Raw genomic sequence first — 13,626 nt, forward strand, 5'->3', positions numbered from 1 at the left:
GCCGGCGCTTGAGGCCACCCAGCCCGGCCGGCGCTTGAGGCCACCCAGCCCGGCCGGCGCTTGAGGCCACCCAGCCCGGCCGGCGCTTGAGGCCACCCAGCCGGGCCGGCGCTTGAGGCCACCCCAAGGCGACCCACGCCAAACGCCGGACGAAATCAAATCAGCCCGGCCGGCGCTTGAGGCCAAGCAGCCTGCCCGGCACTTGAGGGCAACCAGCCATCGCCAGGCCCAAGTGCGCTTGAGGCCAACCCGGAAGCCACCGGCCCAGACTCACGCCGGAAGCGCCCGATTCACGCTCGGAAGCGCCCGCCCACCCGCCAGCCGCGCAAGCGTCGTATCCACCGAATCGGGCGACAGGATCTGATCCAGGGCCATGAACGCACAGCCCGTGAGCCCCGCAGCTTCCCCCAACACACTGGGCACAATGCGGAGTTCACGCGTGGCCACCGCCGTGGACCGCTTGTACACAACCTCCCGCACCCCCGCGAGCAACGGATCACCCGCGTCGGCGAGGTCGCCACCCAACACCACGACCGCCGGATTGAGCACGTTGACCACACTCGCCAGCACCTCGCCGAGCATCCGCCCGGACTCGCGCACGAGCCGAACCGCCTCGGGCTGACCGGCCGCCGCGAGCGCCACCACGTCCCGCACGCTGGAGACCTCACGACCGTCCGGGAAGCGTGCCCCGTGCGCGGCCAGCGTCTCGATCAAGTGCCGTCCGCTGGCCAGCACTTCGAGGCAGTCCACATTGCCGCACCAACACCGCACACCGGTGCCGCCGGCCACCGGGATGTGACCGATCTCGCCCGCCGCGCCGAGCGCGCCCCGGTAGACCTTGCCGTCGGCGACTATCCCCGCGCCGATGCCCGTGGACGCCTTGACGAACACCAGGTCGCCCGCGTCGGCCCGGGCCCGGTACTCGCCCAGGGCCATCACGTTCACGTCGTTGTCCACGTACACCGGTACCGGCAACCGACGTTGCAGGGTGGGTGCTATCGCCACCCCGTCCCAGCCGGGCAGCATCGGCGCACCGGCCGCGCGCCCGGTGTCCAGTTCGACCGGGCCGGGCACGGCCACCCCGACGCCGCGCACCCGCGCCGGGTCGAAGCCCTCTTCCGCGAGCATCGTGTCGATCCAGTCCGGGAGTCCGGTGAGCACCGCGTCCGGGCCGCCCTGGGCGGCCATCCGGGTCTCCCGGCTGGCCAGCACCCGACCGGTCAGGTCGCAGACCGCGAGCTGACCGCGGCTGCTGCCGAGCGAGGCGGCCAGCACCAGGCCCCCGTCGGGATTGAGTTCGAGGCGGATCGGGGGCCGCCCGCCGGTGGACACGCCGTCGGCGCGCTCGGCGAGCAGACCGGCATCGACCAGTTCGTCGATCCGGGCCGCCACGGCGGATCGGGACAGCCCGGTCAGCCGGGCGACGTCGGCCCGGGTCTCGGCCTCCCCGTCACGCACAAGGCGAAGGACCTCGCCTGCACTGCTGTGCGGGATGGGATTCGCGCGTCGGGCCATGCCATCCAGTGAACCAGGGCGGCTTTCCCTCGGTCAAAGCCCTAAGTTCACTACTTCGACACCCGAACGTCACTCTTTTGCTTGCCAAGAGGCAAAAGTACCCCTAGTTTGGTACTCGAACCGGCAGAGCAGGCCGCTGACAGCAGGGGCACGAAGATCGTGAGCGAGCAGAGGATCCACCCGACGGTGGCCGCAGTGACGGAGCGCATCGCGCGCCGCAGTGCCGCCACGCGTACGGCCTACCTGGAGCGGATCCGGGCCGCGGCCTCCGAGGCCCCCGCACGCGGTCAGCTCGGTTGCGCCAACTTCGCCCACGGCTTCGCCGCCTGCTCGCCCAGCGAGAAGCTCGATCTGCGCGGCGCCCGCCCGCAGGGTCCGGTCAAGCCGAACGTCGCGATCGTCTCCTCCTACAACGACATGCTCTCCGCGCACCAGCCGCTGCGCACCTACCCCGAGCAGCTCAAGGCCGCGGTCGCCGAGGCCGGTGGCGTCGCCCAGTTCGCCGGCGGCGTGCCCGCCATGTGCGACGGGATCACCCAGGGCCGCGCGGGCATGGAACTCTCCCTGTTCAGCCGCGACGTGGTCGCGATGGCGGCGGCCGTGGCGCTGGCCCACGACATGTTTGACGGCGCGCTGATGCTCGGCGTGTGCGACAAGATCGTCCCCGGCCTGGTGATCGGCGCACTGTCCTTCGGGCACCTGCCGACCGTCTTCGTGCCCGCCGGTCCGATGTCCTCGGGTCTGCCCAACAAGGAGAAGGCCCGGGTCCGGCAGCGCTTCGCCGAGGGCAAGGTCTCCCGCGAGGAACTGCTCGACGCCGAGGCCGGCGCCTACCACGGCATCGGGACCTGCACCTTCTACGGCACCGCCAACACGAACCAGCTGGTCATGGAGGTGCTCGGACTGCACCTGCCGGGCGCCAGCTTCGTGCACCCGGACCAGCCGCTGCGCAAGGCGCTGACCGACGAGGCGGGCCGCCGGGTCGCGGCCACCACGTCGCTCGGCGACCCGACGTCGCTGGTTCGCGAATACACGCCGATCGGCGAGGTGCTCGACGAGAAGGCGTGGGTCAACGCGGTCGTCGCGCTCCTGGCCACCGGCGGCTCGACCAACCACACGCTGCACCTGGTCGCGATGGCCGCCGCCGCCGGGATCACGCTCACCTGGGACGACTTCGCCGAGCTGTCCACCGCGGTCCCGCTGCTGACCCGGATGTATCCGAACGGTCCGGCGGACATCAACCACTTCCACGCCGCGGGCGGCACCGCGTTCCTGATCGGCACGCTGCTCGACGGCGGGCTACTCAACGAGGACGTGCGCACCGTGGCCGGCGACGGGCTGAACCGGTACCGGCGCGAGCCGCAGCTCACCGAGGACGGCTCGATCGTCTGGGTGGACGGCCCGACCGAGAGCCTGGACCTGGACGTGCTGCGGCCGTACGACAAGCCGTTCGCGCCCGACGGCGGGCTGCGGATGCTGCACGGCGACCTCGGTCGCGCGGTGATCAAGGTGTCCGCGGTCGACCCGTCGCACCACGTGGTGACCGCGCCGGCGCGGGTGTTCGACGGACAGGCCGAGTTCCTGACCGCGTTCGAGAACAACGAGCTCGACCACGACCTGGTGGCGGTGCTGCGCTACCAGGGCCCGCGGGCGAACGGCATGCCCGAGCTGCACAAGCTGATCCCCGCACTCGGCGTCCTCCAGGACCGGGGCCACCATGTGGCGCTGGTCACCGACGGTCGGCTCTCCGGCGCCTCCGGCAAGATCCCGGCGGCGATCCACTGCACGCCCGAAGCGGCGGCCGGCGGCCCGATCGCCAAGGTCCGCAACGGCGACATCGTGACCGTGGACGCGGTCGCGGGCACGCTGACCACGCAGGCCGATCTGGCCGGGCGCCAGGTCACCGGCGCGGCCCCGTCCGACGCCGAGTGGATCGGTACGGGACGCGAACTGTTCACCGCGCTGCGCGCCGGGGTCGGCCCGGCCGATCTGGGCGCCGGTGTGTTCGGCGCGGTCGCGACCGTGGCTTTCGACGGAGCGAGCGCATGAACCAGACCGTGGCACAGCCGACCCCCGACCGCCCGTGGCTGGTCGCCGACATCGGCGGCACCAACGCACGCTTCGCCGTGGTCACCGAGCCGGGCGGACAGCCCGAGCGGGTGCTCGGACTGCGCAGCGAGGACCACGTGGACCTGGCCGCCGCGATCGAGGACTACCTGGACCGTTCCGGCACGGCCCGACCGGGCGCGATCTGCGCGGCGGTCGCGGGCCCCGTGCACGGCGACCGGTTCCGGCTGACCAACGGCGCGTGGGTGCTGTCCATCGCGGAGACCCGGGTCAAGCTGGGTGTCCCGGACCTGCACCTGATCAACGACTTCGAGGCGCTGGCGCTGTCGCTGCCGCACCTCGCGGGCGACGACCTGATCGTGGTCGGCGACCGACTGCCGGACCCGACGCTGCCGATGGCCGTGCTCGGCCCCGGCACCGGACTCGGCGTGGCCGGCCTGGTGCCGATCCCGGGCGGCGGCTGGGTGCCGCTGCCGGGTGAGGGCGGGCATGTCCTGCTGCGTCCGGCGCACGGCCCGGACGCCGCAGCCCTGGAGGTGCTGCGCGAGGAACGCGGCGGCCTGGGCACGGTGACCGCGGAGCACGTGCTGTCCGGCCCCGGACTGTGTCGCCTGCACCGCTGCACGGCGGCGGTACACGGGGTCCCGGCCGAGGCGCTCAGCCCGGCGGACATCTCCTCCCGCGCGCTGGACGGCACCGACGAGGTGTGCGTCGCGACGGTGGAGACGTTCTGCCGACTGCTCGGCACTTTCGCCGGTGGGGTGGCCCTGACGATGGGTGCTCGCGGTGGCGTCTTCCTGGCCGGCGGCATTCTGCCCCGGATCACGGAGATGCTGCTCAAGAGCGAGTTCCGGATGGGCTTCGAGACCAACCCGACGATGGCGCCGTACCTGCACCGCATCTCCACCGCACTCGTGGTGGCCCCGCATCCGGCTCTGCGCGGCGCGTCCGCGTGGCTGGACGCGCGCAGCACTCGACTCGTGGAGGTGGCGGCGTGAGTACGTCCGCTCTGGACCTGGCACCGGTGATCCCGGTGGTGATCGTGGACGACGTGGAGTCGGCCGTACCGCTGGCGCGTGCGCTGGTGGCGGGCGGGCTGCCGGCCGTCGAGGTCACCCTGCGGACGCCGGCAGCGCTCGGCGCGATCGAGCGGATCGCGGCCGAGGTCGAGGGTGCGTTCGTCGGCGCCGGTACGGTGCTGACGCAGAGGCAGACGAAGGAGGCGGCCAGGGCCGGCGCCCGCTTCCTGGTCACGCCGGGCTGCACCGAGAGGCTGTACGGGGCGCTGATGGACAGCGGACTGTCCTTCCTGCCCGGCACGTCGACGGTGTCCGAGGTACTGGAGCTGCGCGAACTCGGGGTGCGGGAGATGAAGTTCTTCCCGGCCGAGGCCTCGGGCGGCGCACCGTACCTGAAGTCGCTGGCCTCGCCGGTGCCGGATGTGCGGTTCTGCCCGACGGGCGGAATCACCCCGGCTTCGGCCCCGACCTACCTGGCGCTGCCGAACGTGGCGTGCGTCGGTGGGTCCTGGATGCTTCCCGCGGACGCGGTCGCCTCGCGCGACTGGGCGCGGGTGGAAAAGCTCGCTCGCGAAGCCTCGGGGCTGCGCGGGTAATAGATCGTCCCCTGGCGCGCTCTGCCCTGAGGTGCGCCAGGGGCACGGACCGCGGATGGTGGGCCGTATGAGGGTTCGGCCCACGAACGAGCAGGTCGTATGAGGGTTCGACCTGCGGAGACCGCGAATAGGGACCCGCTCTTCGGCGAGGAGAGCGGGTCTCTTCCTTTTTTGGGCGGCTTCGCCGCCGGCTCGCGAGGCACCACTTTTTTCCCTCCCCCGCTTCGCTCCTCCGAGAAAAAAGCGGCCCCTCGCTCGTGACTTCGTGTCCCTCCGCTTCGCTCCGGGCCACGAAGTCGAAGTTTGCGGCTCCGCCGCTCTCCGCGCTTCGCGCGTCGATCACTTGGGTGGGGCCGGGTCGGGGCGCGGGCCGGGTCGGGGCGCTGACGCGCCGGGGCGCGGCCGGGCTTGGCGGGCCGAGGGGAGGCCCGGCCGGTTTCCGCAGCCGAGCAGGCCACACCGGGCTGCGGGGGCGGGACGGGGCGCTTCGGTGCTTCCGGAACCCCAGCCTTCGTGCCTGGGGCAACGGGTGGGTACACCTCCCGACCGATCGGAGCAGGGCGTTCAGCCGAAGCTCACGCGTTCCAGCCAGAAGTCGAGGAGTTCGGCGTCGCCGAGGATTTCCACGTCGGCCTCGGCGGGTGTGCGTCGTTTGTAGGTGACCAGCAGCAGGTCGACCAGGGGTCCCCGGATGGCCACCGTGGCCTTCTCGTGCGCACGGCGCCAGGAGATGTGCTCGCCGGTGAGGTCCACGACCCATTCCGCGGCTGCGGCGTTCGTGGCGTGGAGGTGGATGGTGCGGTCGGGGGCGAGGAGTTCGCGCATCCAGGGGTGGACCTCGAAGTGGAACGGGAGTGATCCCAGTTCCATCCATTCGTCGAGGGCGTCGGCGGCCACCTCGTGGTCGAGGGTGAACTCGGCGCCGAGTGCCAGGGTCGCGTCGGCGCGGTGGACGACCGTCTCGTGAGTGAAGCGGCGGGCGTAGAAGGCCGTGGTGCCGCCTGTGACGGGGGTCCAGAGCTCGGCGTCGGGGCCGGCCTCGCGCAGGGTCTCCGCGAGGCGTTCGGCGCCCTCGGCGAGCCAGGGGCCCAGTACGGCGGGGTCCTCGTGGGTGTACGCGGACAGGTCGCGAAAGTGTTCGTCGGAGAGCGGTCCCGTCACCCGGGTCCGGACCGTCTCCTCGGCCCAGCGCTGGCCGCCGCCGAGGTGCCGCAGCAACTGGCCGACGTTCCAGCCGGGGCAGGAGGGCACCGGGACCGTCAGGTCCGCGCCCTCGATCGTGGCGCGGAGCAGGTCGATCTGGGCGACGATCTCGGAGCAGTGGCGGTCGTGGCTCAGCGAAGTCATGCCATCACGGTAGACCGCCGCCCGGACGGGGCGGCCTGCGGCGCGTGGCATGCGCCGGATCGCCCGTGTGCATCATCGCGGCCCGCTGCCGGTCGATCCCGGCTGCCGGATTTGCCGACTCGTTGACCCGTTCGGCTTCGTGTTCGGCCCAAAGAGGCCGTGGACGAGTGCACGGGTCGTGGTGACGGTCGGGTCGCACCCGCCGGGCGGTCGGACCCGGGTCAGGCCGGGTTGTGGAGCGGTTCCAGGATTCCGGCCGGTTTGACGACCTTCATCAGCGGGCCGGTCAGGGTCACCGCGAGCATGGCCGCGTCGTCTTCGAGTTTGCCGCCCACGTGCGCGAGCAGACCCTGTTCGACCGCGTCCAGCATCGCCGCGGCGTCGTTGTGCGCGTGGACGGCCAGCTGTTGGGCCAGCGCGTAGAAGGTGCCGGAGGTGTCCCGAGCCTCGGTGACCCCGTCCGTGTGCAGCAGCAGGACGTCGCCCGGCCGAAAGCGCACCTGCTCCACCGAACGGCCGGTGGCCGCCGGCAGCAGGCCCATGCCCAGCGGCAGCCCCGCCTCGGCGATCACCTCGCCGACCGTGCCGCCGCGCACCAGCAACGGCGACGGATGGCCGCACGCCAGGACCTGCATCGTGCTCTCGCCCGGAGACAGTTCCACCATCACCGCGGTGACGAAGTCCTCGCTGCCGAGCTGCCGGTTCAGGCTGTGGTCCACCCGCGTGCCGACCTCGCTCAGGGTCGGCGCGTCGTAGGCCGCCTCGCGGAACGCGCCGAGCGTGCGGGCCGCCATGTCGACCGCCTCCAAGCCCTTGCCCCGCACGTCGCCGAGCAGCACCCGCACCCCGTACGGCGTCTCCAGCACCTCGTACAGATCGCCACCGATGGACGCCTCCTCGGCCGCCGCCCGATAGCGCACCGCGAAGCCGAACCGGCCGATCTTCCTGGGCACCGGCCGCAACAGCGCGCGCTGGGCCACCTCCGCCACCGACTGCACGCGGTGCAGCCGGGCGTCCTGGCGCCGCCGCTCCCAGCCGACCCAGCAGCCGAACAGGGTGACGATCAGGATCGCCGCCGAGACGCCCGTGGAGTTCTTGTACTCGGCGTAGTCGCCGCTGTAAATTTCCGGCCGCGACAACACTCGCGTGATCAGCGCCACGGCTCCGGCCGCCGCTGTCATCCACGGCCGGTAGGCCATCGCGACGACCGCCGGTACCGCGATCAGTACCGCGTGCATGTCCAGATAGGGCGGGGCGAGCACCCGACTCAGCAGCACTGCCACATACAAACCCGCTGCCACCGAGACGGCTCGGCCGGCGGGGAGGGCCATGGCAGGCATGTATCGGGACCTTTCGTTGACGCGCGGTGGGGACGGACCTACGACCAACCCCACTCCATCGTCACGTGCGCCGCGACACCCGGACAGGGGCGAAGGTCCCATTAGGTCCAAAACGTATCCAAACCTGGCCAAACAGGCACTTGACAGCGCCGCCATTCGTGTTCGGACCCGGGCCTCACCGGGGCCATATGCTGCGCGCATGCCCCGTGACTCCGGCCCCACCAGGCGCCGTATCGTCGAGGCCGCCGAGCTCCTGTTCGCGCGGCACGGTCTCGACGTGCCGTTGCAGGACATCACCCGTGCGGCGGGACAGCGCAACGCCGGCGCGATCCACTACCACTTCGGCGGTCGCGAGGGACTGCTGCGGGCGATCGTCGAGCGGCACGTCCCGGTCGTCTACGCCCGCCGCCAGGCGCTGCTGGTCGCGGCTCGCGAGCAGCAGCACCTGTCCGGATTCGCCCGCGCGATCGTGCTGCCGATCACCGATTTGCTCAACGGCTCGCCCGCCGACCGGGCCTACCTGCAGATCTCGGTGGAGTTGCTGCGCGATGCGACCTCACCGGTGACGCCGCTGCTCGGCGGTGAGGACGTACAGGACGTGGTGGACGCGGTCGCCGCGGCGCGGCCCGAGCTGCACCCGACGGCGCTACAGACCCGCACCTTCCTGGTCACCCAGATGGTCGGCATGTTGTGTGCGGCTCGCGCCGCGCGGCACAGCGCACCGGCCCGCCCGGACGCGATCGTGCCCACCGGGCTGCTCGATCCCGATGCCTTCGACGACCACCTGACCACGATCGTCGCGGGCGCACTCGCCGGCGGCTGAGCCAAGCCTGTCGCCGGTCCGCGCCGGCCGCCGATCCCGCGGCCGCGTCCGCGCCGACCCCCAACCGCGCCCCCTGGCGATTTTGCGCCGAACACCCCACCCCGGAATCCCTTGACTCCTTGGGCACCTCGTATTAAAAACGCTCATTAATTCGATCGGATCAAGAGCTCTGCCGAGGAGGGGGACGCCATGGCGAAACACGACGTGGTCATCAAGGGCGGCATCGTCGTCGACGGTTCGGGAAACCCGCGTTTCCGGGGCGACATCGCGATCACCGACGGCGTGATCAGCCGGATCGCACGGATCCCGGCACAGGACGCGGACCGGGTGATCGACGCGAGCGGACTGATCGTCGCGCCGGGCTTCATCGACCTGCACACCCACTACGACGGGCAGGTCTTCTGGGACCCCTACCTGACCACGTCCGGCCCGCACGGGGTCACCTCGGTGGTCACCGGGAACTGCGGCTTCGGCTTCGCGCCGGTGCGCGAGGACATGCGCGAGCGGGCGATGTTGTCGATGACGGCCGTCGAGGACATCCCCACCGAGACCCTGCGCGAGGGCATGCCGTGGGACTGGGTCACCTTCCCCGAATACCTGGACAGCGTCGACCGCACGCCCAAAGCAGTCAACGTGCTGCCTTACGTGCCGGTGAACCCGCTGCTGATCTGGGTGCTCGGGCTGGACCGGGCGAAGGCGGGCGCCGAGCCCACCGACGCGGAGCACGCCGAGCTGGCCCGCCTGCTGGAGGAGGCGATGGACGCCGGCGCATGCGGGTGGTCGGCGCAGTGTCTGGGCGAACCGGGCAACCCGAACGGCCGGCTGATGCAGGGCGACTTCGACGGCACGCCGATGCCCACCGACATCATGTGGCCGCAGACCCGGCTCGCGCTGGCCCGGGCGCTGGGTCGGCAGGGTCGCGGCTTCATGCAGGTCTCCGGAACGCAGATCACCGAGGAGGAGTACGAGCACCTGGTCGAGGTCAGCGGCCGGCCGCTGATCTGGAACGCGGTGATCGCCAACTCGCGCAGCGGCGGGTTGTACAAGCGCAAGATCGAGTGGCTTCGGCGCTGCCAGGAACGCGGTATCCCGATCTACGGCCAGGCGATGACGACCGACGTCCCGGTGCCGTTCAGCTTCCTGTACGGCGGCGTGTCCACTCGGCCGCCGGTGGCCGACATCTTCGCGGCGAAGACGGTCGAAAAGAAGATCGCGATGCTGAACGACCCGGCGATACGGGCCGAACTTCGGGAGTTCGACCCGCTGTTCTACCACCTGTACCCGGACATGAAGCTGCATCGCACCTTCACCGACGAGTACAAGCCGTACGAGGGCCTGACGTTCAAGGAGATCGGCGCCCGGCTGGACCGGCACCCGGTGGACGTGCTGTGCGACGTGACCATCGCGGACGGGCTGACCACCGAGGTGCACACCGGTCAGTTCAACGCGACCCTGGAGGGCCTGAAGGAACTCGTGGACTACGAGTACCTGCTGCCCGGCCTGTCCGACGGTGGCGCGCACCTGAAGACGCTGAGCGCGGGCATGTACGGCACGGAGTATCTCGTCGAGTACGTCCGCAAGCACGCCTGGACCTCGCTCGAACAGGCCCACTGGCGACTCTCCGGCCTGCCCGCCCGCTGCGCGGGCTTCACCGACCGAGGCGTGCTCAGCGAGGGCGCAGCGGCCGACATCATCGTCTACGACTACGACGAACTCGCCTACGGCGAACCCACATTCGTCCACGACCTGCCCGCCGGCCAACTGCGCACCGTGATCGACGCCAAGGGCTACCGCTACATCCTGGTCAACGGCCGGGTGACCATCGAGAACGACGAGCCCACCGGCGTACACAGCGGCGAACTGCTCCGCCACGGCCGCCGCGCACGCTGAACCCCGGGCGGTTTCGCCCCGATCGGGGCTTGGGCCCGGGTCGGCCCCGGGTAGGCATGCGGCACGACGACCAAGGGGGCGCGATGTCGAGGAAGACCCGCAAACGCAAGTCCCGTCGCAAGAACAGAGCCAACCACGGCCATCGGCCGGCCTGATCCGGGCAGTACCGAATCCGACCACGAGCGCACTCGCCCCGTCGAAAACGGGCGCGGGTGCGCTCTTCGCGATGCCTGCCACTGCGGCGGCCTCGCCGGCCCCGGTCGGACCGACCGACGACCCGAGCACACCGGCATCGGGCGATGCGCGCTCGGCTCAGCCGTACATCCGGCGCATCGCGAAGGCGATCATCTGTTCTATGGCCTTCGCGTCGAACATCACCCGGTGTTCGCCGTCGAGGTCGAGCACGAAGCCGTAGCCGTTGGGCAGCAGGTCGAGCACCTCGGCGCCGGTGACGGTGAAGTGGCGCGACTCCTCGCCTGCGTACTTCTTGAGTTCGGCGAGCGAGCTGAACATCGGGATCACCGGCTCGGGGGTGTTGTGCAGGGCCAGGAACCCCGGGCGGTCACCCCGCGGGCAGAAAACCTTCGACGCTATGAAGATGGACTGGAAGTCCTCGCCGTTCATGACGCCCGTGGCGAAGGCGCGCACGGCGTCGGTGAGCGCCGGCGCCTCCGCGCGGGCCTGCGTTTCTTCCGTTGCGTAGCCGTACACACCACGAGGCTAGCGGGTCCGGAGCCCTGGTTTGAGCCCTGCGTCGAGACGGTCACAGGTACCTGGTGGTAACCCGATGGGAACCTCGTGGGCATTGAAAAAGTTACCCATGGGTACGATCATTATGTTACTGACCAGTACACTGGGTTTCGGTTCAGTCGGTCGATCAGTCAGAGCGTCGATCGGTTCAGAGTTCAGTCAGCGCAGTCCACAGGACGCAACCACGGGCGGAGCCTGTCATGGGTCACTACAAGTCGAATCTCCGCGACCTGGAGTTCAATCTGTTCGAGGTCTTCGGACGCGAGCAGGTCTATGGCACGGGTCCGTTCGCGGAAATGGACGTCGACACCGCGAGGTCGATCCTGGCCGAGGTCGAGCGCCTCGCCGTGAACGACCTCGCCGATTCGTTCGCCGAGGGCGACCGCAACCCACCCGTGTTCGACCCTGCGACGCACACGGCCACGCTGCCCGAGGCGTTCAAGAAGTCGTACAAGGCGTACATGGACTCGGAGTGGTGGCGTCTCGCGCTCCCCGAGAACATGGGCGGCACCAACTGCCCGCGCTCGCTGCGCTGGTCGGTGGCCGAGCTGGTGCTCGGCGCCAACCCGGCGCTGTGGATGTACGCGGCGGGTCCCGACTTCGCCCAGGTGCTGCACACGCTCGGCACCGAGGAGCAGCGCAAGGTCGCCGGCTTCATGGTCGACCGCCAGTGGGGCTCCACCATGGTGCTGACCGAGCCCGACGCGGGTTCGGACGTGGGCGCGGGCCGCACAAAGGCGGTCCGGCAGGAGGACGGCACCTGGCACATCCAGGGCGTCAAGCGCTTCATCACCTCGGGTGACCAGGACATGACCGAGAACATCATCCACCTGGTGCTCGCGCGCCCGGAGGGTGCCGGTCCCGGTACCAAGGGCCTGTCGCTGTTCGTGGTCCCGAAGTTCCACTTCGACCCGGAGACCGGCGAACTCGGCGAGCGCAACGGCGCCTTCGTCACCAACGTCGAGCACAAGATGGGCCTCAAGGTCTCCACGACCTGCGAACTCACCTTCGGCGAGCACGGCGTCCCGGCCGTGGGCACCCTGGTCGGCGAGGTGCACAGTGGCATCGCACAGATGTTCAAGATCATCGAGTACGCCCGGATGATGGTCGGCACGAAGGCCATCGCAACGCTGTCCACCGGCTACCTCAACGCGCTCGAGTACGCCAAGGAGCGCTACCAGGGCGCCGACCTCGCGCAGATGACGAACAAGGCCGCGCCGCGCGTGTCCATCACCCACCACCCCGACGTGCGCCGCTCGCTGCTCACCCAGAAGGCGTACGTCGAGGGCATGCGCGCGCTCGTGCTGTACACGTCCTCGTGGCAGGACCGGATCGAAGGCGCCGCGCTCGCGGGCGAAAGCGACGAGACCGCGGACCGGGTCAACGACCTGCTGCTGCCGATCGTCAAGGGCTACGGCTCGGAGAAGTCCTACGAGCAGCTCGCGCAGTCGCTGCAGATCTTCGGCGGCTCGGGCTTCCTCCAGGAATACCCGATCGAGCAGTACATCCGGGACGCCAAGATCGACACCCTCTACGAGGGCACCACCGCGATCCAGGGTCAGGACTTCTTCTTCCGGAAGATCGTCCGCGATCAAGGCAAGGCGCTGACCGTGGTGGCGGGCGAGATCCAGGAGTTCATCGCCGCGCACGCCGAGGGCGAACTGGCCGCCGAGGTCAAGCTGCTCGCGACCGCCGCCGAGGACGTCCAGGGCATGGTCGCCGCGATGATCAACCAGCTGATGGCGTCCGAGCAGGAGATCGACTCGATCTACAAGGTCGGCCAGAACACCACCCGACTCCTGATCGCCGCCGGCGATCTGGTGGTCTCCTGGCTGCTGCTGCGCCAGGCCTCGGTGGCGCTGGCCAAGCTGGCCGGCACGCCCGGTCGGGACGAGGCGTTCTACCAGGGCAAGGTGGCCGCGGCGAAGCACTTCGCCCGCGAGATCCTGCCGCTGCTGACGCCGCAGCGGCTGATGGTCGAGCAGATCGACAACGCGATCATGGAGCTGCCGGAGGCTGCTTTCTAGGGCGGCTTCGCCGCCGGCTCGCGAGGCACCACATTTATCTCTCCCCCGCTACGCACGTCGATCAGTTGGGGCGGCCCGAGTCGGGGGCACTGACGCGCCGCAGGGGCGGTCGCGTGGAAGGGCGCGGGTCGGCCGCGTCTGCCGGCCCGGACCCTGATCGACTCGGCCATGGGCCGAACCGACCCGAACGCCGGTCGGGCCGAAACCTCGGCTACACCGCGATCACCCGGCCCGCGCCCACCGCACCGCGCG

General features: G+C 70.4%; 10 protein-coding genes. 6 read left to right on the forward strand and 4 right to left on the reverse strand.

Annotation, left to right across the window (positions count from 1 at the left end):
• Positions 1-270: 270 nt before the first annotated feature.
• Positions 271-1,458, reverse strand: a complete 1,188-nt coding sequence (locus ABZS54_RS37905) for an ROK family transcriptional regulator (RefSeq protein WP_355546611.1) — start codon at positions 1,456-1,458, stop codon at positions 271-273.
• A 231-nt stretch (positions 1,459-1,689) separates the two neighbouring features.
• Here ABZS54_RS37905 and edd point away from each other — a divergent pair, with 231 nt between their 5' ends.
• From edd to eda, 3 genes are read left to right on the forward strand one after another with little or no spacing between them, the layout of a single operon-like run.
• Positions 1,690-3,564, forward strand: a complete 1,875-nt coding sequence (gene edd / locus ABZS54_RS37910; RefSeq protein ID WP_355546629.1) for a phosphogluconate dehydratase — start codon at positions 1,690-1,692, stop codon at positions 3,562-3,564.
• Positions 3,561-4,580 carry a glucokinase gene (gene glk / locus ABZS54_RS37915; protein WP_355546613.1) on the forward strand — a complete coding sequence of 340 codons (1,020 nt, stop codon included), beginning with the start codon at positions 3,561-3,563 and terminating at the stop codon, positions 4,578-4,580. Before edd ends, glk begins: the two co-directional genes overlap by 4 nt.
• Complete coding sequence (gene eda, locus ABZS54_RS37920; protein WP_355546615.1) at positions 4,577-5,197, forward strand: bifunctional 4-hydroxy-2-oxoglutarate aldolase/2-dehydro-3-deoxy-phosphogluconate aldolase; 621 nt, start codon at positions 4,577-4,579, stop codon at positions 5,195-5,197. The genes glk and eda overlap by 4 nt, the downstream gene beginning before the upstream one ends.
• Before the next feature lie 564 nt (positions 5,198-5,761).
• On the opposite strand, the gene ABZS54_RS37925 is transcribed toward eda, so the two are convergent.
• Positions 5,762-6,544, reverse strand: coding sequence for a maleylpyruvate isomerase family mycothiol-dependent enzyme (locus ABZS54_RS37925; RefSeq protein WP_355546617.1), 783 nt, complete (start codon positions 6,542-6,544; stop codon positions 5,762-5,764).
• A 221-nt stretch (positions 6,545-6,765) separates the two neighbouring features.
• The gene (locus ABZS54_RS37930; protein WP_355546619.1) at positions 6,766-7,884 is read right to left on the reverse strand and encodes a PP2C family protein-serine/threonine phosphatase; all 1,119 of its coding nucleotides are present in this window, start codon (positions 7,882-7,884) and stop codon (positions 6,766-6,768) included.
• A 199-nt stretch (positions 7,885-8,083) separates the two neighbouring features.
• Between ABZS54_RS37930 and ABZS54_RS37935 the strand changes: the two genes are divergently transcribed.
• Positions 8,084-8,707 carry a helix-turn-helix domain-containing protein gene (locus tag ABZS54_RS37935; protein WP_355546621.1) on the forward strand — a complete coding sequence of 208 codons (624 nt, stop codon included), beginning with the start codon at positions 8,084-8,086 and terminating at the stop codon, positions 8,705-8,707.
• Between the two features lie 189 nt (positions 8,708-8,896).
• Complete coding sequence (locus tag ABZS54_RS37940; protein WP_355546623.1) at positions 8,897-10,597, forward strand: amidohydrolase family protein; 1,701 nt, start codon at positions 8,897-8,899, stop codon at positions 10,595-10,597.
• 312 nt (positions 10,598-10,909) lie between these two features.
• Here the strand turns inward: ABZS54_RS37940 and ABZS54_RS37945 are convergent, their stop codons facing one another.
• Entirely contained in the window at positions 10,910-11,308 is a 399-nt protein-coding gene (locus ABZS54_RS37945) for an SseB family protein (RefSeq protein WP_355546625.1), read from the reverse strand.
• Between the two features lie 239 nt (positions 11,309-11,547).
• Here ABZS54_RS37945 and ABZS54_RS37950 point away from each other — a divergent pair, with 239 nt between their 5' ends.
• Positions 11,548-13,374: an acyl-CoA dehydrogenase gene (locus ABZS54_RS37950; RefSeq protein WP_355546627.1), complete on the forward strand. Its 1,827-nt coding sequence runs from the start codon at positions 11,548-11,550 to the stop codon at positions 13,372-13,374.
• Positions 13,375-13,626: the final 252 nt, after the last annotated feature.

The sequence above is a fragment of the Embleya sp. NPDC005575 genome (genome assembly GCF_040605455.1).
GTDB lineage: Bacteria > Actinomycetota > Actinomycetes > Streptomycetales > Streptomycetaceae > Embleya.